Source organism: Corynebacterium durum (assembly GCF_030408675.1).
Taxonomy (GTDB): domain Bacteria; phylum Actinomycetota; class Actinomycetes; order Mycobacteriales; family Mycobacteriaceae; genus Corynebacterium; species Corynebacterium durum.
Genome location: NZ_CP047200.1, coordinates 1,657,438 through 1,679,900 on the forward strand (window position 1 = coordinate 1,657,438; position 22,463 = coordinate 1,679,900).

Sequence of the window (22,463 nt, forward strand, 5' to 3'; positions counted from 1 at the left end):
CCCCGCCGCTGCTAGCGGCCGACATGACCGGGAAACCGGAAATGCCAGTTTGCCGTGTTGACGATCAATGCCGAGGGTGGGGTACTCCCCTCCATGACCTGACCCACCTTATATGACGCTAGAACACACCGCCAGTTGGGTTAGCGTCCACGACACGAACATCACTGGACCCTGCTCCGGGATCGGATTCACTACCGGCATCGTCCCCAAGACCTGCATCGTCAAACCCAGGTTCCTTGGGGGCATCGGCGGCATCGGCACCTTTGATCATCCACAATATAGTGTCCAGCTCCTCTGGTTTTACCAGCACCTCACGCGCCTTAGAACCTTCGGACGGCCCGACCACGCCGCGGGTTTCCATCAGATCCATCAAACGCCCAGCCTTGGCAAAACCAATACGTAGCTTGCGCTGCAGCATGGACGTAGAGCCAAACTGCGAGGTCACAACCAGTTCGACGGCCTGCAGCAAATCGTCAAGATCATCGCCAATGTCCGCGTCAATGTCCTTCTTAGCTTCGGCGGCTTTGTCGTCGGTGACGCCATCAGTGTAGTTCGGCTCGGCCTGTTCCTTCGCGGCATCAACGACCGCCTGCACTTCTTCGTCGGTAACAAACGCACCCTGGATACGTTGCGGCTTACCTGCGCCCTGCGGGATAAACAGGCCATCGCCCATGCCGATGAGCTTCTCGGCGCCACCCTGATCGAGGATGACGCGGGAGTCCGTGAGCGAGGAGGTCGCAAAGGCCAAGCGTGACGGCACGTTGGTCTTGATCAAACCGGTCACTACGTCCACCGACGGGCGCTGAGTAGCCAACACCAGGTGAATACCAGCAGCGCGAGCCTTCTGGGTGATGCGCACAATGGAATCCTCAATTTCCTTCGGCGCGGTCATCATCAGGTCGGCGAGCTCGTCCACCACACACACAATGTAGGGGTACGCACGGTATTCGCGTTGAGAGCCTGGGGGCGCCTGCACCTCACCCGTGTTTACTTTGCGGTTGTAGTCCTTGATGTGGCGGACTCGGGCAGCCTTCATGTCCATGTAGCGCTGCTCCATTTCCTCAACCAGCCACGTTAGTGCTGCAGCGGCCTTCTTCGGCTGAGTGATAATCGGCGTGATCAGGTGCGGAATACCCTCGTACGGGGTGAGTTCCACCATCTTCGGGTCCACCAGAATCAGTCGCACCTCGTCTGGGGTGGCGCGGGTAAGCAGCGACACCAGTAGGGAGTTCACAAAGGCTGACTTACCCGAGCCCGTGGAACCTGCGACCAACAGGTGCGGCATCTTCTGCACCGAGTGTGTCACAAAGTCACCCTCAATGTCCTTGCCCAAGCCGATCAGCATCGGATCGTGGTCGGCAAGGGTGCTGGGTGCATTCAACACATCGCCCAACCGCACCATCTCACGGTCGGTATTGGGAACCTCAATGCCCACAGCAGATTTACCGGGAATGGGTGTCAACAAACGCACGTTGTCAGTGGCCACCGCATAGGCCAGGTTGGACTGGAGGTTGGTAATTTTGGACACCTTCACGCCGGGACCGAGTTCCACCTCATAGCGAGTCACTGTCGGCCCACGCGAGAACCCCGTCACCACCGCGTCCACATTGAACTCACGGAACACATCAGTGATGGCCTCGATCATGCGGTCATTCGCCTCGGAACGGGTTTTCGGCGGGTTACCCGGAATCAGCAGCTCTGTGCTCGGAAGCTCATAGTCGCTGTCCACCGTCCGAGGCTCAGGCGTAGGCATATCCTTCTGCTCTTCGCTCTTGGGCGTGGACGCAGGCACAGCAGATGCATCAATCCCGGAACGCGCGATAATCGCGGCACGCATAGCCTCACGGCTCGCAGCCACAGCATCACCTGCTGCTTCCGCCTGCTTAGCGACGCCCGCCCCTGCCGCAGCAACGGCCGCACCGGCACTCGCCGCAGCAGCGTCAACACCGGCGGTGGTTGTGGACTTCTTCTTCGGTTTCTGCGCGGCCTTCTGGCTCCGCCTCTTCGGCTGGGCGGCTGCATCAGTGATGGCAGGCATTTCGTCAGTATCGGTCAACGACGGCTGACGTCGTTCCAACACCGTCGTCGGTTCTTCAATGGGGTAGTTATCCATTGGTGACGGTTTGATCTGCGAGATCGGCAGCTCCTGTTGCTGACCGTAATCATCCTGGTGTTGGCGAGTGTCGGGGCGTCGAGAAGCACGTTCAGCGGTGCGACGGGGACGACGGGCAGGGCGCTCGGACCGTTCGCGGCCTTCTGCAATGTCCTCCAGCTCCTCATCAACGGAAGCGTACAGGTCATCCTCATCATAGGCATCGTCGTAGTCATCATAGCCGCTGCTCCCCAACGCACCTGCACGGAACTTGGACATGACATAATCCGCAAACTGGCGCACAGTAATATTGGTCAGCTTCAGTGCACCATAAAACAGCACCAGCGCGAGAATAGGAATGGCCAAGTACACGCTGAAACCAGCCGCCAACGGCGTAGCCACCACAGCACCAACGATGCCGCCTGCAGTATCGCGACCCGCCGACGTTGTCGGATTGCCAGCAAAAAGATGCACCAATCCCAGCATGGGAACCACCAGCAAAGTAGCACCAATACCAAAACGCAGGCGCTGCGACGGGGGCGGCATGTACCCCAGCATCAGGCATACCGCACAGCCCAACAACACCAGCGGCACGATCAACGCACCAGCACCAAAAACACCATGCGCAATGCCAGCAATAAACTCACCAACCGGGCCAGCAACGTTCAACCACACCGACGCACCCAGCACCGCGGCGATACCAATCAAGGTGAAACCCACACCATCGGCGTGGGCACTCACACCGCCTCCCAGTCCAGGGCGTGGACTTGACATCACCTCAGTTGGTTTGTTGTTATTTTGTTGTTTTCCTCGTTTCTTCCGAGGCGTTGCTGGCTCCGACTTGGCCGATGCCCGCTTAGCTCTAGTAGTTCTAGGCCTATCCACTTCTTCCCAACTATCACGATCATCCTCTTCATACAGCTCGTCCTGCGAACGTCTGCGAAGAGCACTACGGGTCACACTACCCACTCCCCTAGCGGAAGCGGTAAACACCGTTGAAAGACCTCTGCCCACAGCACGAAGAGCGCTACCAGTGCGCTCATTTGAGGTTTCGGCAGCGCGTCGGGCGGGACGCGAGTTCACCATAATAGACGTGCTCGCTGTATCACCGCGATCGCTACGCTGTGGACGGGACGACGGACCCGTCTTCCTTCGCGTAGTTTTCAACGACCCACTTCGACTGTTGACAGACATGTATTCCACAATAGTCGCAGAAAGCTCAGTAGTCACAGGTGCCACACCGGTGTAGGGCAAAAATAGTATGCCCTATCTACGGTTTACGACTATGCCTGTCAGTCTTTTTATGCCTCGCGCCTGGCGATGGCATTCTGCTCACCGTCAACCCGCACCCCCACAGTCGGGCGGTTATATGCCCACAGCACCAGCTCACTCACTGAGCCAATGACCTGCACACTCTGCGCCGGGTTAGCGACGCCGCGCTGCTCAACCACCACAATACGGTCCATCCCTTCGGGGTTGAGCACCAGAGGAACGGTCGTCTTGGACAATAACAACCGCGACATCGTCTGCAACACTCGGTGCAGAGCCTTACGATCCTCCTGCCCAAACGCGCGGGGCTGCCATTTCTCCTGCGCACGACGCACATCTTCGTGATGCACATAATGCTCCCCGGCATTAACCAGCGGATCAACTAAACGCATCGGATTAAACCGCGCTGGGCCTTTAGCCCACTCCCCCACCACACGCTCGTAGGTCATGGACCGCCCAACTTGTTCCGTCACCCGCTCAAGGTGGCCCTTCACCGAACCAATAAACATTCCGGCCGCCGCATCAGGCCGGTTTTCCCGCAGGTAAAGGTGAATAGCCAAATCCCTTGTGGTCCAATCTCCACACAGCGTCGGAGCGTCGGGGCCAACCTCCAGCAGCAGCTTGGCAAGCTGGGTGCGTTCAGAAGCAGAAAAACTCATACGCCCCAGCCTAACCATTCTTAGCTATGTCCGTACCGTCAAGCCCATCGACGCTCGTCCACGCAAGCCTCTTACAAGCTCGGGCGAGTCCCCTTGATGTCATCGTCATCGGCCTGCACAGGATCGGAACTCATAGGCACCACGGTGGGGATGATCATCGGCTTGCGGCGCCACTTCTGCTCCACAAACCGCGCCACACGGCGTCGCAGCTGTCGGACCATACGGTACGGGTCATTCTCGCCCTCACCAGCAAGCTCCAGCATGGTGTTTTCCACCAGCTCCGCAACCTCAGGCATCATGGCAACAGCATCCTCAGAGAATCCTGTAGCCTGTACCGCCGGATGCTCCAGCGGGCGACCAGTGCGGTTATCGATCACCACCGTGATGGAAATCAAACCACCCTCGCCCATGGATGTGCGGTCCGCCAGAACTTCTTCATCAATGTCACCCATGGTGGTGCCATCAACGTAGAGATTACCAACAGGAACCTGGCCCACAACACTCGCGCGGCCGTCGACAAGATCCACCACAACACCATTCTGTGCAAGCACCACACGATCGGCCTCAACACCAGTGGAAATAGCCAGTTCCTTATTGGCACGTAGGTGTCGCCACTCGCCGTGCACCGGCATGGCATTGGTGGGTCGCACAACGTTGTACAAGAACAACAACTCGCCAGAGTAGCCATGGCCCGAAGTATGCACCTTCGCATCCCGACCAGTCACCACTGTGGCACCGATCTGGGCAAGCATGTTGATCACACCGAACACTGCTTCCTCATTGCCCGGAACCAGTGACGAACTGAGGATAATCAAGTCCCCATCACGGACAGTAATCTGTCGGTGCTCGCGCCGGGCCATACGGGACAGGGCAGCCATCGGCTCACCTTGGGTACCAGTGGTCACCAGCATCACCTTGTGCGGAGCGAGCTTTGCGGCCTCGTCCATGGTGATGAATGTTCCACGCGGTGCCTTCAAAAAGCCCATCTTTTCCGCGATTTCCATGTTGCGGATCATGGAACGCCCATTGAATGCCACCCTGCGTCCCGCAGCAACTGCTGCATCAACGGCGGCTTGAACGCGGTACACATTGGAGGCAAACGAGGCGACAATAACACGCTGCTTAGCGTCAGCGACCAGGCGTTTCAGAGTCGGTGCAATGTCCGATTCAGACCCAGACACACCCGGTGTGGTGGCGTTAGTGGAGTCGCACATCAGCAAATCCACACCTTCGTCACCGAAACGAGCCAGTGCGGGCAAATCGGTCGGACGACCATCCGGCGGGGTCTGATCAAGCTTAATATCGCCAGTATGAACGACCAGGCCAGCGCCAGTCTTAATGGCCACACCAAGGCAATCAGGAATGGAGTGATTCACCGCAAAAAAGCGAACATCAAAAGGTCCGCGCTTTTCACGAGACTTTTCGTTCACTTCAATCAATTTCGGACGCTGGCGGTGCTCCTGCGTCTTCGCATGAATCAAGGCGCATGTAAACCGGGAGGCAATGATCGGCAAATCGGGGCGCTGTTTCAACAGCCACGGAATGGCGCCAATATGGTCTTCATGTCCGTGTGTAACAACGAGCGCTTCCACCCGATCCATCTTGTCTTCTAGGTACGAGAAGTCTGGAAGGATCAAGTCCACGCCCGGCTCCCCTGACGATGGGAACAACACGCCACAGTCCACAATCAGGAGGCGGCCACGGTACTCAAAAACCGTCATGTTGCGGCCGATTTCGGAGATACCACCAAGCGCCACAATGCGTAGCCCATCCTTCGGCGGACGCGGCGGCGCAGGCAGACGGTGCGTCAGATCCGCACCCTGCATAGATTTCACAACATTCCGGCGACCACGATTGTTGCTGCGGTTTCCGTTACGACGCCCGCGCGCGCCACCGTTGCCGTTTCCATTTCGGGAGTTTCCGCTGTTATCTGCACTCGTTTTCGCCGGCACCTTGGATTTTTTCTTCTCCGTACTCTTCTCAGAGCGCCCGTCTGTATCCGCCGACTGCGGGGCCTGAAACTCTACAGCCTCTGGCGGGCCTGCTTTACGGGTGACTTTCCGAGTGCGATTGCGGGGTTCAGTCATATTGTAAGGACTCCAGCCTTTTCTAGATCACGTCGAAGTTCCTCCAGCTGAGCATCGCTTGCGGCGATTTGCGGCAGCCGGGGATCCCCAACTTCAATGCCTTGCAGACGCAAAGCAGCTTTAGCAAAGCTGACACCTCCCAGGCGGGCCTGGGCTGCGACCAGCGGGGTCAAGGTGGCGTTGATTTCCCGCGCACGGGCGAGGTCGCCTTCCTCGAAGCTTGTGTGAAGCTCGCGCAAAATATGCGGAGCTGCATGTCCAATCACAGAAATGAAACCCGTGGCACCCACGGCAAGCCAGGGAAGATTGAGCGTATCGTCGCCTGAATACCATGCCAGCCCGGTTTCGAGGATGAGCGGAGCGGAACCCGCGATGTCACCCTTAGCGTCTTTGAGCGCTTTAATATTCTTGTGGTCGGCTAGACGTCGTATCGTATCATTTTCAATCGGAATTACCGAACGCGGCGGAATGTCGTAGAGGCATATGGGAAGGTCCGTGGCATTGGCAATCATCGTGAAATGCCGGTACAGTCCTTCCTGGTTCGGCTTGGAGTAATAGGGTGTGACCACCAGCAATGCGTCCGCACCGGCCTGCGCACTTGCACGGGCAAGCTCCATTGATTCAGCTGTGTTGTAGGTTCCAGCACCAGCCACAAGTTTTACCCCATCCCCTACCTCAGCACGCACATGAGTAATGAGATCAATTTTTTCCGCCATGGTTGTGGTTGGGGACTCCCCAGTGGTTCCGGAAAGGATCAAGCTATCGCAACCCTTGTCCACCAGGTGAGCCGCAAGTGCACGTGCAGCCGCAACATCAAGTGAGCCATCAGCCGCAAACGGGGTGACCATTGCCACCGCTACGGTGCCGAAGTCCTCAGCACCTGTCGTCACCGCAAAACCTGAGTTCATAGTAGTCCACGCAACCTTTTCTGCAACTATAGGGAAACTATTGGGATGAAAGAGTCTACGTAAATCATGGCACATATAGGCCACGAAGGCGTCAGCCCATATCTTAAAAATCTGTCACAAAGGGGCTGGTCGCCATTTCGGAACCGTCGCTCAGTGTGGCTACCTGAAAATCACCGAACACCACAGGTGCTACTTCCTGCAATAACTTCAAGCATTCCACCGCCACATGACGGATCTCCACATCTGCATGCTCGGTAGCCCGCATCCCGATGAAATGCCTCCACGACCGGAAATTACCACTCACCACGATTCGGGATTCCGTGGCGTTGGGCAACACCGACCGCGCGGCCTGTCGCGCCTGCTTTTTGCGCAGTAAAGCGTTAGGTTCCTCACCGAGCTTGTCTTCCAGGGCGTCGAGAAGCTCATCGAAGGCAAACCGAGATTCGTTGATAGCACGATCAAACAGCCTGGTCAGATCCTCATCCTCGCGGATCAGCGGCGGCACAATCACTGATGCCTCGTCGGGGTGCACAAAACGCTGCGAGAGCTGCGAAAACGAAAAGTGACGATGCCGCACCAGTTCATGCGTCGCCGAACGGGAAATGCCCCGGATATACATGGTGGCACTGGCATGCTCCAGCAGCGCGGTGTGCCCCACCTCCATGATGTGCCGAAGATATGCCTCATTCGTGGCGGTACGGGGGTTGGGCTTGTCAAAGCTCTCGTAGCATGCGCGGCCCGCAAACTCGATGAGCGCCTCCCCACCTTCAGCATCCGTCGTCCACTCCACGTCCATTGGCGGGGTGAACTCGGTGCACGCAATCAACTGGACATTAAGATCCACATGGTGAGCCACAACTACATCCCTAGATAGTGTTCCAGGCCAACCGTCAGGCCAGGATGCTTATCGACGCCCCGAACCCCCACCAGCACGCCCGGAATAAACGACGTGCGATCGTAAGAATCCTGGCGGATAGTGAGTGTTTGGCCCTGGGAACCGAAAATCACAGCCTCATGCGCGACCATGCCTGTCATCCGCACAGCATGCACTGGAATACCATCAACATCCGCGCCGCGGGCACCATCAAGTGACTGGTCCGTCGCATCCGGCTGCGCACCAAGACCAGCCTCACGGCGGGCCTGTGCAATCCCCTGAGCCGTATGGATCGCGGTTCCAGACGGCGCGTCTAGCTTGTTCGGGTGATGCAGTTCAATAACCTCCACCGAATCAAAGTACGGTGCGGCCTGCTTGGCAAAAGCCATAGTCAAGACGGCGGAAATAGCAAAATTGGGGGCGATCAACACGCTCACACCCTGGTTCGCATCGCACCATTTCTGTACCTGCTGCAGGCGCTCCTCCGTAAAACCAGTGGTTCCTACCACGCAGGAAATGCCGTTGTTGATGCAAAATTCCAGGTTGTCCATCACCACGCCAGGCGCCGTGAAATCCACCACGACTTGGGCTTTATTATCCACAAGAAGCTGGAGGCTATCATCGCGATCCACCTCGGTCACCACTTCAAGATCATCAGCGGCGTTCACCCCCTCAACCACAGCCTGGCCTACCTTACCCTTCGCCCCAAGCACACCAACCCTGATCATTGATGGTTCCCTCCATGTATCACTGTTGTCTGTTACCACCGATCAAGTCTAGGCTTTTGCGACTCTGCCTGCTATTTGGGTGTACTCAAGAAGAACACCCGCTGATGAATCCTCTACTTCATCAGCGGGTGTTGTCGCTATCTACGGTGACTAGTCCTCAACTGGCACCAGGGAGATCTTGCCACGATTATCAATATCGGCGATTTCCACTTGGATCTTATCGCCTACGTTGACCACATCTTCAACCTTGTCGATACGCTTGCCGCCGCCAAGCTTGGAGATGTGTACCAGGCCATCGCGACCGGGAAGGAGGGAGACAAACGCACCGAAGGCGGTGGTTTTCACCACGGTTCCCAGGAAGCGTTCACCCACCTTGGGCAGCTGTGGGTTCGCAATGGAGTTAATCTTTTCAATAGCCGCATCGGCTGCCTCACCGTTGGTGGCGGACACGAAGACGGTGCCATCTTCCTCAATAGAGATGTTCGCGCCGGTTTCCTCGGTAATGGTGTTGATGGTCTTGCCCTTGGGGCCGATGAGCTCGCCAATCTTGCTGGGCGGCACGCTCACTGTGGTGATGCGCGGCGCGAAAGAACTCATCTCATCGGGGGTGTCAATCACCTCAGCCATGGTTTCCAGGATGGTAAGGCGCGCATCGCGTGCCTGGGATAGGGCGTCGGCAAGCACGGACGACGGGATGCCGTCGAGTTTGGTGTCCAGCTGCAGGGCGGTGATGAAGTCGGCGGTACCAGCAACTTTGAAGTCCATGTCACCGAAGGCATCTTCCGCACCCAGAATGTCGGTGAGGGCAACATAGCGGGTTTCGCCCTTCACTTCATCAGACACCAAGCCCATGGCAATACCGGCAACGGGCGCTTTCAGCGGCACGCCGGCGTTGTACAGGGACAACGTGGAGGCACACACGGACCCCATGGATGTGGAGCCGTTGGAGCCTAGGGCTTCAGACACCTGACGGATGGTGTACGGGAATTCTTCACGGGAAGGAATCACCGGAATGAGGGCACGCTCGGCGAGGGCACCATGGCCAATTTCGCGACGCTTCGGGGACCCCACACGCCCAGTTTCACCGGTGGAATAGGGCGGGAAATTGTAGTGGTGGATGTAGCGCTTGTGGTCAACAGGCGTGAGCGAATCGATCTGCTGCTCCATTTTCAGCATATCTAGGGTGGTCACGCCAAGGATTTGAGTTTCGCCACGCTCGAACAGCGAGGAACCGTGGGCACGTGGAATGAGGTCTACCTCCACCCCAAGGTCGCGGATGTCGGTGATGCCGCGGCCGTCGATACGGAAGTGGTCGGTGAGGATGCGGCGGCGAACAATGGCCTTCATCAGGGCATTGTAAGCGGCGCGGATGTCTTTCTCCTGCTCTTCAAAGCGGGAGGACAGGTCCTCAACGATAGAGTCCATGTGCTCGTTGGTGGCCTCATCGCGCTCTTGCTTATTTTTGATGGTCAGCAGCTGCTCAAGCTTCTTCGCTGCTTTCTTCTCCACTGCGGCATAAATGTCGTCAGTGTAGGGCGGGAACAGTGGGAATTCCTGCGTTTCTTTCGCGGCCTCTTTGGCAAGGCCCATCTGTGCACGACACAGAACTTCAATAAACGGCTTCGCCGCTTCCAGGCCCTGAGCCACAACGCTTTCCGTGGGGCTGGGCGCGCCGTCTTTGATGCGTTCTACCACCTGTGAGGTCGCACCAGCCTCCACCATCATGATGGCTACGTCATTGATGGTTTTGCGGCCTTTCTTCTTAGACACGATGCGGCCCGCAACAACGATTTCAAACAGTGCCTGCTCGTGTTGTTCATGCGTGGGGAAGGCGACCCACTGGCCCTTGGGATGGTCGTCGTCAGCGATCAATGCCATGCGGACGCCGCCGACTGGGCCGGATACCGGAAGCCCGGAAAGTTGCGTGGAGGCGGATGCGGCATTGATGGCCACGACATCGTACATGTCCTTTGGATCCATGGACATGACAGTGACAATCACCTGCACCTCGTTGCGTAGCCCCTTGACAAAGGTGGGGCGCAGCGGGCGGTCAATCAACCGAGCAGCCAGAATAGCCTCTGTGGATGGGCGGCCTTCACGCCGGAAGAATGATCCAGGTATTCGACCTGCGGCGTACATGCGTTCTTCTACGTCCACGGTAAGGGGGAAAAAGTCAAAACCCTCGCGCGGTTGGTTGGAGGCCGTTGTGGTGGATAGAAGCATCGTGTCTTCATCCAGATAGGCGGTCACTGACCCGTCAGCCTGGCGTGCGAGCTGGCCTGTTTCAAAACGAATAGTGCGGGTACCAAAATCACCGTTATCAATCGTGGCAAGTGCCTCCACAATGCCGTATTCGGTGTCCTTGTTAATCACAACGTCTTTCATGGTAAGGACAAAACTCCTCTTTAGTTTTGCTTCAGCGATGGTCGTCGGTGCCATCGAATGTCCGTCATCTTGTACCAAGACTCCCCTAGACCATAGCAGAGCACCGAGGAAAATGCCTGCCAGCATTCTCACAGCAACTCCTATTCAGTTGCCAGTGGTGTTCCATGGTGCTTGCAGTTTGCCCCAGCACACTATGCACCATGACCACGAAAGAATCCACCCTCGAACGTGTGCCAGAGGCACTTCCAGGCCAACCGGTTCCTGCCTATTCCTCTCCACAGTCCCTGCGTCAGGCCACCATGGACATCATCATCCCGGTGTACAACGAAGAACACTCCCTGCCGCGCTGCGTGGACCAACTCGCTGCCTTCATCAGCACAGAAATGCCAGTACCCACATCAGTGATCATCGCCGACAACGCATCCACCGACGACACCTGGGAGGTCGCTGGCACGCTGTGTGCCCAGTACGACAACGTCCATCGCATCCATCTGGATGAGAAGGGCCGCGGCCGTGCTCTCAAACGCGCATGGTTGGCTTCTAATGCAACTGTTGTTGCGTACATGGACGTAGACCTATCCACCGACCTCAACGGCCTGCTTCCGCTCGTGGCCCCACTGCTCACCGGGCATTCCGACATTGCCATTGGCACCCGCCTTGCGCGTACCTCCCGTGTGGAGCGCGGGCCGAAGCGGGAATTCATTTCCCGCACCTACAACCTCATGCTGAAAACAGCCATGGCTGCACACTTCAGCGACGCACAATGCGGGTTCAAAGCCATGCGTACCGACGTCGCGGCACGCCTGCTGCCCCATGTGGAGGACAACGCCTGGTTTTTTGACACGGAGCTGCTGCTTCTCGCTGAAAAAGCCGGGTACCGCGTCCACGAAGTTCCTGTCGACTGGATCGACGACCCCGACTCTCGCGTCAACATCATTGACACTGCCGTCAAAGACATCCAAGGCATGTGGCGGGTAGGCACAGGTCTGATCACCGGCAAAATTCAGCCCAAGGAGTTCTCCGCATTTGCCACCGAGAAATACGTGACCAAAACCGACACCACCGGACAGATACTGCGTTTCATCACCGTCGGAGTCGCCTCCACCATTGCCTATGCGCTGTTGTATCTGGTCTTCCAAATGTTCATGGGACCGCAGGCCGCAAACTTCCTGGCCTTGCTCACCACCGCTGTGGGCAACACTGCAGCAAACCGAGCCTTCACCTTCGGCGTGAACGGACGCCACCGCATCACGTCCGATCACAGCATTGGCCTGGGAGTTTTCTTCCTTGGTTGGGCGCTCACAGCCGGTAGCCTTTGGCTGCTTCATGCCGCTTTCCCCGGTGCGGGCGCAGTGATAGAACTTGGCGTGCTCACCGTGGCAAACCTCGTGTCCACGCTGATCCGCTTCGTCGCTCTGAGGATGCTGTTCAACGGCAGGGAGGGTGCACGCTAATCACCTCACATTCACATGATTCCCCAGGTAAAAATTCTTTTTCGCAGACTTCAAAGGATGTTGACACCATGAGTGTGACCCTCTCTCCCGGCGCGTCAGAAACCCAGCGCCCCATTGTTCCCGGGCCAGTGTCCCCACATTCCCAGCGCGATACGGCAACGCGGCGCCTGCCGTGGGAAAAAATTGGTTTTGTTTCCCTGCTGCTTGTCACTGCAGTTCTGTACTTCTGGAACTTGTCTATCAACGATTATGGCAATAGTTTCTACGCCGCTGCGGCCCAAGCAGGTGCCAATAACTGGACGGCTTTCTTCTTCGGCTCCTCCGACATGGCTAATTCGATCACGGTTGATAAGACACCGCTGTCGCTATGGCCAATGATGCTGGCCGTTAAAATCTTCGGCTTGAATTCCTATTCACTTCTGGGCCCCGAGGCGTTGCTGGGCGTGGCGTCGGTGGCGTTGTTGTATCACACGGTGCGCCGCCACCATGGCGTGCCTGCTGCTTTGATTGCTGGTTGGGCACTGGCTCTGACACCGGTGGCAACGCTGATGTTCCGGTTTAACAACCCTGATGCGATGCTGGTGTTCTTGATGATTGCCGCTGTGTGGGCTGGCCTGCGCGGTGTTGAAGATGGACGTTGGCGTTGGGCCGTTGCTGCCGGCGCATTCATTGGCCTAGGTTTCTTGGCAAAGCAGCTTCAGGTTCTGCTGATTGTTCCACCGCTGGCTCTCATGTGGCTGATCTGTGCTCGTGGTGGTGTTATGCGCCGCATTGGGCAGCTGTTGGCTGCGGGTGCGTCTATGGTTGCGGCAGTTGCCTGGTATATTGCTGCCGTTGAACTGTGGCCTGCCGACAAACGCCCCTACATTGGTGGCTCGCAAAACAACTCCATTATTGAACTCACGCTTGGCTACAACGGGTTGGGACGCCTGAACGGTAACGAAACCGGCTCTGTTGTGCCTGGCGGTGGCCAGGGCCAAGGTGGCGCCTGGGGCGAAACAGGAATCTTCCGCATGTTTGAATCCGCGCAGGGTGGGCAAATTGCCTGGCTTCTTCCTCTCGCCCTGGTGCTGTTCGTTGTGGGCCTATGGGTGACCCGCACCGCCGCGCGCACCAGCACCATCCGTGCCTCCTACATCGCTTGGGGCGGCTGGCTTGTGGCCACCGCGCTGACGTTCAGCTTCATGCAGGGTATTTTCCACCAGTACTACACGGTGGCACTCGCGCCTGCCATCGCTGCACTTGTTGGTGCCGGGCTTATCGACGCCCATCGCTCCACCTCCCGCGTCATCCACACCGTCCTTGCCGCATCCATGTTGGGTAGTTCTATCTGGGCGTATATCCTGCTGAATCGCAGTTCCGATTTCCTACCTTGGTTGAAGTTTGTTGTGGTGGCAGCCGGAGTTATCACCTTCGTGCTGATCATGATTCACACCTTCGCTCCACGACTCCTCAACCCAAAGATGCTGCTAGTGAGCACACTTGTCGCAGGCTCTCTTACTTTGTTGTCCGGCCCACTGGCCTACTCCCTTGAAACAGTGAACAGCAGCAACATGGGATCTATCCCCACCGCAGGCCCGGCTGTTGCGGGCGGCATGGGCGGGCCGGGTGGTCCTGGTGGACAAGGTGGTCCCAACGGTCACAATGGCAACATGATGCCCCCAACCGGCGGAAATGATGGAAACACCGGACAGGCACATGGGCAACAGCGTCCAGCACCTCCCAGTCAGAATGGCACCATGCCCACCCCGCCGAACGGTAGTGCCGATGGTGCAGGCACCCCAGGTGGCCAGGCAGGTCAAGGCGGTCCCGGCGGCGGCCAAGGTGGACCTGGCGGTCTACTCGGTGGCGGAGATGCGAGCACAGAGGTTACCAGCCTCCTGACCGCCAATGCCGATTCCTACACCTGGGTCGCGGCCACCTCGGGGTCGCAATCCGCAGCAACCTACCAGCTAGCGGCCGGATACTCGGTCATGCCGATTGGTGGATTCAACGGGTCCGACCCTTCCCCCACTTTGGAGCAATTCAAGCAGTGGGTTGCTGAAGGCAAAATCCACTACTACATCGTGAGTGACGGTCCCGGCGGCGGTCCCGGTGGCCCTGGCGGTGAAAACTCTGATAGCTCTACTGAGCGCACATCCACCCAGATCCAGAGCTGGGTGGAAGAAAACTTCACAGCTCAGACTGTTGATGGTGTGACCATGTACGATCTAAGTTCTTAAGTCCCCAAAAACTCCCCGAAGCTTTCGGGGAGTTTTTCTTTTGGCCACCTTGAGGGTTATTCCAAAGACACCTACACAGTCAGGCTACGTCGGCTTTGGGGACCAATGCCTTTGCCATAGCGATAAGCGCTGGGCGGAACTGGGCGTAGCGTTTTTCGGGGTCGTCGCTGGCGGCAATGTCTTCACTGGCAGCACCAAGAATTGCCAGGATGAGTGACGTCGCAACTTCGAGGTCAACCTGCAGTGTCGCGGCGTCGTCATGCAGCTCGGCGTGGAGTTGTATGACTAGTGGAATGATTGAATCGGCCTTAATCTGCTTACGTTCGTCGAGAGACAGTATCGCCGCAGCTTGTTGCCGCAGGACTGAGTACTCTCGGTCTTTGAGCGCGGTGGTGAGGGCGGCGTCAATAGCCATGCCCACCACATCATCTGGGGGACTGTTGCGCATGTGATCCATGGACTCCGCGACAGTCGCCACGGACCGACTAGTGGCTTCTGAAAACACGGCTTTAAACAAGGAGCGTTTATCAGGAAAGTGATGGTAGACGGCACCTTTTGAGACACGAACATCCGCAGCAATTTGAGCAATTGAGGTTGCCTCATATCCCTGTTCGACCATTCGTTGCGTGGCAGCCTCGATAAGGGCGTTTCGAGTCTGTTCAGCGTACTCCTGTCGGCGGGTAGCTGCGGGCTTTGCCATTATCCCTCCATGTTTTCACCGTTTGACCAACCGTAACACAGGTGCCCGCATATGCCTCGTGCGCAGCGCTTTTAAAAAACCGTGCACACTCAGATAATTTAACATACTATTGGTCGGTGAAAGCTTATTGGTATGTAGCCGGATCAAGGTATCTCAATGAATGGAGGCATCGTGAATACACCTTCACTTACACAGCAACACAGAGGCTGGACACTACTCGTCACATCACTGAGTGTGTTCATGCTGCTGCTCGACATCAACGTGGTTAATGTCGCACTTCCAGAAATTCGCAAAGAACTGGACGCGTCATTTACGCAGCTCCAATGGGTGCTTGATACCTATGCGCTCGGACTGGCAGCAATCCTCGTCGCCGCGGGATCACTAGCGGACCGTATCGGGCGACGCCGCATCTTCACCATCGGATTCGTCATTTTCACCCTCGCGTCCCTGGCCTGCGGACTCGCCTGGAATGTGAACGTGCTCATCGTTTCGCGCTTCATCCAAGGCATCGGTGGGGCAATCCTTTTTGCCGTCGGACCAGCTCTTTTAGGGTATGTCTACACGGGGGCTGACCGCACCCGGGCTTTCGGAATCTTTGGTGGTGTGGGCGGCCTGGCCATCGCAGCCGGACCACTCGTCGGAGGGGGCCTCACCGATGGCCTTGATTGGCGCTGGATCTTTTTGATCAACATACCGCTTGGAATCATCGCGCTGATTATCACACGCATCCGAGTTACGGAATCACGTTCCGCAGTCACCCCACCGCTGGACCTTATGGGAGCAGCGTTGTTTTCTACCTTCCTGACACTGCTTGTCCTCGGGCTCCTTCGGGGTGAAGACAATGGTTGGACCAGCACATTCATCCTAGGACTTTTTGCAGCCTCAGCAATCACTCTGATTGCATTCATTGTCCTACAGGTCCGCCGGGGCGACAAGGCAATGTTTGAGGCATCCCTATTTACCAACACCACCTTCAACGGCCTCAACATCGCGACTCTCTTTCTCAACATTGCGCTATTGGCGGCAATCTTCCTCCTGATCACCTACATTCAGGTGTTGATGGGCTACAGCGCCTGGGCCAGCGGACTCCGCGCCCTACCGCTGACCTTGACGCTCGTCGTCGGGGCTTTCATCTCAGGCACCATCTCGTCACGAACCGCACCCCGCATCTCAGCCGCACTCGCCCTGGGCTGTGTTGCTATCGGCCTGCTACTTATCCGGCTCGTTGATTCCGGCGATTCATGGACCGCCGCACTACCCATGATGTTTGTTCTAGGAATAGGCATGGGTCTGTTCAACCCAATCCGTACAGAACTATCCGTCTCCACCGTTTCCCCCGAACGCGCCGGAGTTGCATCAGGCATCAACGCAACATTCCAGCAGGTAGGTGCGGCGATCGGTGTGGCAGGGTTAGGTGCATTTTTTCAAAACCGCGTCCACCACTATTTCGAAAATGATCCTGCCACCAGCATCTTGGGCCCCATGCGTACCGATGCCGCGCGAGGCGCTGCCACAGGAGGTGGTAACGCGCTCAGGGAACTATTGCCCCCTGAAATCCCGGCCATGATGCAACAACAACTCTCATCAGCTGCCGACGCCGCATTCATCAATAGCCTGCACACCACCTTCACCGTCGCAGCACTATTCCCCCTGGCAGGAATGATCATCACTTTGTTCACCATCCGCAGAAAAGACTTCTGGCACGCCGGGCAGAGCAGTGGGGTCGATAAGATCGTAGGGGTCGACGACAACTAGCAGTGCAGTGTCATGAACATAAAAAATCCCCCTTGACAGTATCTGTCAGGGGGACTTTCACGTGCCTTTATTAGCGGCGCAGACCCAGGCGACCAATCAGGTCACGGTAGCGGTCAATGTTGCGCTCGGCCAGGTACTTCAACAGGCCCTTACGGCGACCAACCAGAAGAAGCAGGCCACGACGGGAGTGGTGATCATGCTTGTGGGTCTTCAGGTGCTCGGTCAGCTGACGAATGCGCTGCGTGAGCAGGGCGATCTGTGCTTCCGGGGAACCGGTGTCGGTCTCATGAAGACCGTACTCGGCCAGGATTTCCTTCTTCTGCTCAGTGGTAAGAGCCATGAAAATTTACCTCATCAGTATTTCAGTCCACATGAAAAAACCGCTTCTTAAGCTGCGGGGCATAACTGCTGTGGACCGCAGTCATTAAAGCCAGAGGACATAGTAGCAGCCGCCAGCTGCTCTGAACAACTTTAAGAGCTGAGGATTTCCCGAGTGCGGCGCACATCCTCAGACATGGCGGTCAGCAGTTCATCAACGCTGTCGAACTTTTCCATCCAGCGCACATGTTCTACAAACTCCACGGCGCAATAGCGCCCGTAGAGATCAGCATCCTGGTCTATCACAAACGCTTCAACGCTGCGGCGCTCATCCCCAAACGTCGGGTTCGTTCCGATGGACACGGCGGTCATGTAGCGCTTGCCGGGAACCATATCGCCGTTAATCGGGGCGTCGTCAAGCACCGTGAACCAGCCACAGTACACACCGTCCGCAGGCAGAGCCACCGAATCCGGGAAGTATAGATTTGCTGTGGGATAGCCGAGCTCGCGGCCACCGCGGCCCGCACCCCGAACCACCTCCCCAGCAACGCGGTACGGGCGCCCCAACGCCCACGCAGCATGAGCAACGTCGCCCTCACGCAGTAATTGACGAATCACCGAAGAGGAAATAGTGGTGCCGTCCTCCGTCAGCAACGTCACCACGTCTACCTCTACGCCATACTTCTCCCCCAGTTCACGCAGCGTATCCGTGTTGCCAGAGGCACGGTGCCCAAACGTAAAATTCTCCCCCACCATCACAGCGCGGGCATGCAGGCGCTGCATGATCACTGAAGTAAAAAACTCCTCTGGGGTTTGCGCGGCAAGTTCAGGAGTAAAACGAACAGCTAGCATGTAATCCACACCCAGGTCCTCGGCCAAATCAGCGCGCACTGCCACCGAACCCAGCATCGGCGGCATATGATCTGGGGCAACAACCGCCAGCGGATGCGGATCAAACGTCATGAGCACGCACGGGATGCCCAGCTCACGAGCCCTATCCTTCGCTGCGCCAATCAACTTACGATGCCCTCGATGAATCCCATCAAACACACCGATCGTCACAACAGAGGCATCAAGGTTTGCTGGTACCTGCTCAAGTCCATGCCAAATCTCCACGGCCTATAGACTACGGCATACACTAGGCGCATGACTGATCGCCTCCTCGGATCCGGGCTGATAATTGTAGACAAACCCGCCGGGATGACCTCACATGACGTCATTTCCCGACTGCGCCGCATCTTTCGAACCCGTCGTGTAGGCCACGCTGGCACCCTCGACCCCATGGCCACCGGGGTACTGGTTGTTGGTATCGAACGCGGCACCCGGTTCCTCGCCCATCTGGTGACAGAAACAAAAACCTACCGCACCACCATAAGGCTCGGAGCATCCACCACCACTGACGACGCCGAAGGCGACATCACCTCACGCACCGACACTACCGATGTCACTGACACGCTTATCGACGCCGCGATTGCCCAACTCACCGGCGACATCATGCAGAAACCTGCCGCCGTGAGCGCCATCAAAATCGACGGCAAACGCGCCCACGAGCGCGTACGTGACGGTGAAACTGTTGATATTCCCGCGCGGCCGGTGACAGTGCACCGTTTCGACGTTCTGGACCAACGGTCGGTAGACGGATACATAGACCTTGACGTCGACGTATTCTGCTCATCTGGAACCTACATCCGCTCTCTCGCTCGTGATCTTGGAAACGCATTAGGGGTTGGTGGACACCTCACAGCGCTCCGGCGAACCACCGTTGGCCCGTTCGACCTCACACACGCACGGACCCTTGAGGAACTAGAAGACAACCCGCAGCTATCTCTCACACTCGACCAAGCTCTCGCGGCGTCCTTCCCCGTCCTGCGGGTTAGTGGAGAAGAAGGGCACAAACTCGCCATGGGGCAATGGCTGGAACCACGCGGATTGAAAGAAATTCACGCAGCCGTGACGCCCGATGGGCGGGCCGTGGCGCTTGTCAAAGAAAAAGGAAAACGACTAGCAACCGTGTTTGTGGCGCGACCGTCAACGTTGTGAGGAGCTACAACCTCTACGCTTGATGCACTATTTTCTCATTCACTGCGTGCCACAGACATCACATCCCTATGAAACCAAGCGCAAGCATAGGCCCCACACCAAAAGCAACGTTAACAATCCAGTGTGCGATCACCATTGGTGCTAAACGCTTCTGCTTGTAAACAATGATGCCAGCAGTGATTCCCCACGCAAAAAACATAAACCCATAGACGACCATGCCTCGAACATCAACGGCGAACATCGTGTGCTGTAGGCCAAACAGAAGTCCCTGAACAGCAATAGCAATCATCGTACCGTGACGTTGCATTAGGCCATTTTGCAGCCATCCACGGTAAATAATTTCCTCAATCGGCGCATTGGCAAGGAATACGATCGCGCTAAATATGCTCGTCACCGCTATTACCCCGCCGGGCAGCTGTGGATGTGACTTGCTGAATACCTGCTCAAAATTGTTGAACATGTCAGCACCAAACATGAAATACATTGCCCCCATCAAGGCGATGATCATCGGTATATATGTGACAATCAGCCATAGAAATCCCCACGCTATGTCTTTTCCTATCCGGCTTTTCTTAAAACCAAGATAAGCCCAGATAGACGTGTCATACTGACGAAATGTACGCCAAATGACAATGCCGCAGATAATATTAACAAATGGAAAGTAGAGCATATCAAGCGGCGGGAAATCGCTGCTCATACCGGTAGCTGCAAGAATAGAATATGTTACAATCGCCAACGCTACCATGACGACCAGGCGGACAAGTACCAAATAAAATGGTTTAGCTTGTTGTCTGGCAAGTATATCCATCACAACCTCCGCGTTGCTATGCTCCCGTTTAATCCGTCAACAAGTATTTGCACACGCTTATTTTTATCAGTATACAGCCAGTTTGGTTTCCACAGGGGATCAATAACCTGGTTTACCCTAAGCTCGAATTGTCCCCCCAGTCGGACCGTGCGCAGTAATCTCGCTGTGAGGGTCTGCCTGGCTGCCGTCACAATGGAACGCCTCACTTCATCATCAGCTGGCTCATACTCCTTCCATACAGCACTAGCATCTACATCTGCCACATCCCCTAACTCCCACGCTTCCGAGGTCGCGATGCTGCCGGTGGCGCGGTCGGTGACGGTGTGGAAAACGCGACCGTCGATACGCGAGGCAGGTCCGCGGACAGCCTGCAGGATGAAAGACACGCCTGTGAGCGGATAGTAATGCAGCACAACGGGTCCGCCAGTAAGGCGCTCGGCGTCCGCGCGCGTGATGTTCACTGCGAGCACGCTAAGCATCGGGAAATTGGGCCGCGAGCTGCGGATTGTCGGTGACGGGAGCAACCCGGGCGGCTTCAGTCATAGCATCTACAATGTCAGCAGGAACGGGGTGGGTACGCTGGGTGGCAAGCGACCCCACCACCATGGCCACAGTGGAGCTGGCTATGCCCGCCACCATGGGGTCAATGGCATCACTACCGCATAGTTTCCACAAAACAGCCGCAACAGATCCCGCAATCATGGAACACACCGCGCCCACCGCGTTGGCTTTCTTCCACCACACAGCACACACGTAACTGGGCACAAAAGCGCTGCCCAGCACAGTCGTCGCAAAAATGACCAGGCTAAACACCGCTGGGGGCTGCCAGATCGCCAAACCAATTCCTGCGACGGCAATCAGAAGCACCATTGCCCTGGAGATCAACACCATCTGCCGTTCCGTCATGGCGGGAAGGAAAAAACGGGCCATAATATCCTTCGCTGCAATTGTTGATGCCTGCAGCAACAACGCATCAGCAGTGGACATAATCGCGGCCATCACCGCCGCCATGACAATCCCCACAACAAAACTGGGAAGCACAGTCTGCGCAACCTGAAAAATGGCTTGCTCTGGGTCGTTCAGCTCAGGCAGGATCACCAGCGCAAAAGTTCCGATGAGGTATGGTGCCGGGATAAACAAGTAATTAAAGATCATGGAGTACGCGCCCGCACCGCGCGCCACCGAGGGCTGTTTCATAGCCATATGCGATACCACCACATGCGGCCAGCCCAGATAGCCGATAGAAAATATCATAAGCGCCCCCAGAATAACGCCCCATTGCCCTTGATAGTGCAGGTCCGCACCCCACATGGTGAGCAGATTCTGGTTGATCTTCCCTACTTTGCGGTTACCTTCGGCGAAACCGCCGACCGCATGCAGGGTGGCAATGAGAATCCACAGCATGCCTACCAGCATCACAATGGCTTGCACAAAGTCGGTGTACGCCACGGCGAGGTAACCGCCAAGGAACGTGTACAGCACAATCACCCCAGTGGCAATGATCAAGGACAGTTCAAAGTTCCATCCCGTCACCGATGCCAGCCCCACGCCGCCCGCAACAAATTGGGACAGCACGTACAAAAACAGGCACCCCAGCGCGATCGGTGCTGCAATGATACGCACCCACGCAGATCGGTAGCGGTGTTCCAGGTACTCAATCGACGTGAGCGATCCCAGCCGCTGCGAGAGTTTACGCATGCGACGCCCCAGGATAGACAGGTTCATGATGCCGCCGCCCAAGTCGCCCAGCGCGTACCACATGCCGAAATACCCCTGTGTGTACCCAAGCGACCCCGCACCAAGGAACATGTACCCGGACATTGAGGAGGACTGCAGGCGCAGCGCCGTCACCGCAGGCCCCAAGGACCGTCCGGCCAGCAGGTAATCCTCTGTGCTTGTCGACGACCGCCTAGTCGTCCACACCCCGATGCCCGCCATCACCACGAAATAAAGGATGAGAAACAGCAACGCAACATTCATTGATGTTGCCCCTCACTGCCAGATTCGGCTGGAATGGGCAGTTCGTCCGCGAGGTGCCAGTTACGGCTAATCACCAGAAAGACCAGGGTGTAGATAATCCAGAACCCCGCGACTGCCAGTAGGACAGCCACAGTGAACAGCGGAAGACCGAACATACACGACTCTCCTTAACGCACTCGACTGT

General features: G+C 56.9%; 17 protein-coding genes and 1 pseudogene. 4 read left to right on the forward strand and 14 right to left on the reverse strand.

What is annotated here, in order from left to right; all coding sequences use genetic code 11:
- Positions 1 to 118: 118 nt before the first annotated feature.
- From CDUR_RS07725 to CDUR_RS07755, 7 genes and pseudogenes are all read right to left on the reverse strand, one after another.
- Entirely contained in the window at positions 119 to 3,178 is a 3,060-nt protein-coding gene (locus CDUR_RS07725) for an FtsK/SpoIIIE family DNA translocase (protein ID WP_179417755.1), read from the reverse strand.
- Positions 3,179 to 3,393: 215 nt separating this feature from the next.
- Entirely contained in the window at positions 3,394 to 4,020 is a 627-nt protein-coding gene (locus tag CDUR_RS07730; RefSeq protein WP_233452919.1) for a TIGR03085 family metal-binding protein, read from the reverse strand.
- Between the two features lie 71 nt (positions 4,021 to 4,091).
- Positions 4,092 to 5,936: pseudogene (locus CDUR_RS07735) on the reverse strand (ribonuclease J); the annotation flags it as partial.
- A gap of 167 nt (positions 5,937 to 6,103) precedes the next feature.
- A complete protein-coding gene (dapA, locus tag CDUR_RS07740; RefSeq protein WP_179417758.1) occupies positions 6,104 to 7,015 on the reverse strand; it encodes a 4-hydroxy-tetrahydrodipicolinate synthase in 912 nt (303 codons plus the stop codon).
- A gap of 103 nt (positions 7,016 to 7,118) precedes the next feature.
- Positions 7,119 to 7,871: an FAD-dependent thymidylate synthase gene (thyX, locus tag CDUR_RS07745; protein ID WP_179417759.1), complete on the reverse strand. Its 753-nt coding sequence runs from the start codon at positions 7,869 to 7,871 to the stop codon at positions 7,119 to 7,121.
- Positions 7,872 to 7,873: 2 nt separating this feature from the next.
- A complete protein-coding gene (dapB, locus tag CDUR_RS07750; protein ID WP_179417760.1) occupies positions 7,874 to 8,617 on the reverse strand; it encodes a 4-hydroxy-tetrahydrodipicolinate reductase in 744 nt (247 codons plus the stop codon).
- Positions 8,618 to 8,767: 150 nt separating this feature from the next.
- Positions 8,768 to 11,002: a polyribonucleotide nucleotidyltransferase gene (locus tag CDUR_RS07755; RefSeq protein WP_179419075.1), complete on the reverse strand. Its 2,235-nt coding sequence runs from the start codon at positions 11,000 to 11,002 to the stop codon at positions 8,768 to 8,770.
- A gap of 200 nt (positions 11,003 to 11,202) precedes the next feature.
- On the opposite strand from CDUR_RS07755, the gene CDUR_RS07760 reads away from it, so the two are divergent.
- Together CDUR_RS07760 and CDUR_RS07765 are read left to right on the forward strand one after the other, a co-directional pair.
- Positions 11,203 to 12,456, forward strand: coding sequence for a bifunctional glycosyltransferase family 2/GtrA family protein (locus CDUR_RS07760; protein WP_179417761.1), 1,254 nt, complete (start codon positions 11,203 to 11,205; stop codon positions 12,454 to 12,456).
- Positions 12,457 to 12,524: 68 nt separating this feature from the next.
- Complete coding sequence (locus tag CDUR_RS07765; RefSeq protein WP_179417762.1) at positions 12,525 to 14,678, forward strand: ArnT family glycosyltransferase; 2,154 nt, start codon at positions 12,525 to 12,527, stop codon at positions 14,676 to 14,678.
- Positions 14,679 to 14,757: 79 nt separating this feature from the next.
- Here CDUR_RS07765 and CDUR_RS07770 read toward each other — a convergent pair whose 3' ends face one another.
- On the reverse strand, positions 14,758 to 15,378 hold the full coding sequence (locus CDUR_RS07770; protein WP_179417763.1) for a TetR family transcriptional regulator: 621 nt from the start codon (positions 15,376 to 15,378) through the stop codon (positions 14,758 to 14,760).
- Positions 15,379 to 15,549: 171 nt separating this feature from the next.
- Between CDUR_RS07770 and CDUR_RS07775 the strand changes: the two genes are divergently transcribed.
- Positions 15,550 to 17,133 (forward strand): MFS transporter, encoded by a 1,584-nt coding sequence (locus CDUR_RS07775; RefSeq protein WP_290207100.1) that lies wholly within the window; start codon positions 15,550 to 15,552, stop codon positions 17,131 to 17,133.
- A gap of 70 nt (positions 17,134 to 17,203) precedes the next feature.
- Here CDUR_RS07775 and rpsO read toward each other — a convergent pair whose 3' ends face one another.
- Together rpsO and CDUR_RS07785 are read right to left on the reverse strand one after the other, a co-directional pair.
- Positions 17,204 to 17,473 (reverse strand): 30S ribosomal protein S15, encoded by a 270-nt coding sequence (gene rpsO, locus CDUR_RS07780; RefSeq protein WP_006063645.1) that lies wholly within the window; start codon positions 17,471 to 17,473, stop codon positions 17,204 to 17,206.
- Positions 17,474 to 17,604: 131 nt separating this feature from the next.
- Positions 17,605 to 18,567: a bifunctional riboflavin kinase/FAD synthetase gene (locus CDUR_RS07785; protein ID WP_179417764.1), complete on the reverse strand. Its 963-nt coding sequence runs from the start codon at positions 18,565 to 18,567 to the stop codon at positions 17,605 to 17,607.
- A 30-nt stretch (positions 18,568 to 18,597) separates the two neighbouring features.
- Between CDUR_RS07785 and truB the strand changes: the two genes are divergently transcribed.
- On the forward strand, positions 18,598 to 19,491 hold the full coding sequence (gene truB, locus CDUR_RS07790) for a tRNA pseudouridine(55) synthase TruB (RefSeq protein WP_179417765.1): 894 nt from the start codon (positions 18,598 to 18,600) through the stop codon (positions 19,489 to 19,491).
- 58 nt (positions 19,492 to 19,549) lie between these two features.
- Here truB and CDUR_RS07795 read toward each other — a convergent pair whose 3' ends face one another.
- The 4 genes from CDUR_RS07795 to CDUR_RS07810 are packed head-to-tail and all read right to left on the reverse strand — an operon-like array spanning position 19,550 to position 22,434.
- The gene (locus tag CDUR_RS07795) at positions 19,550 to 20,299 is read right to left on the reverse strand and encodes a CPBP family intramembrane glutamic endopeptidase (protein WP_179417766.1); all 750 of its coding nucleotides are present in this window, start codon (positions 20,297 to 20,299) and stop codon (positions 19,550 to 19,552) included.
- Positions 20,299 to 20,760, reverse strand: coding sequence for a hypothetical protein (locus CDUR_RS07800; protein ID WP_179417767.1), 462 nt, complete (start codon positions 20,758 to 20,760; stop codon positions 20,299 to 20,301). Before CDUR_RS07800 ends, CDUR_RS07795 begins: the two co-directional genes overlap by 1 nt.
- 10 nt (positions 20,761 to 20,770) lie before the next feature.
- The gene (locus CDUR_RS07805) at positions 20,771 to 22,279 is read right to left on the reverse strand and encodes a sodium/proline symporter (RefSeq protein ID WP_179417768.1); all 1,509 of its coding nucleotides are present in this window, start codon (positions 22,277 to 22,279) and stop codon (positions 20,771 to 20,773) included.
- On the reverse strand, positions 22,276 to 22,434 hold the full coding sequence (locus CDUR_RS07810) for a hypothetical protein (RefSeq protein WP_006063651.1): 159 nt from the start codon (positions 22,432 to 22,434) through the stop codon (positions 22,276 to 22,278). Before CDUR_RS07810 ends, CDUR_RS07805 begins: the two co-directional genes overlap by 4 nt.
- Positions 22,435 to 22,463: the final 29 nt, after the last annotated feature.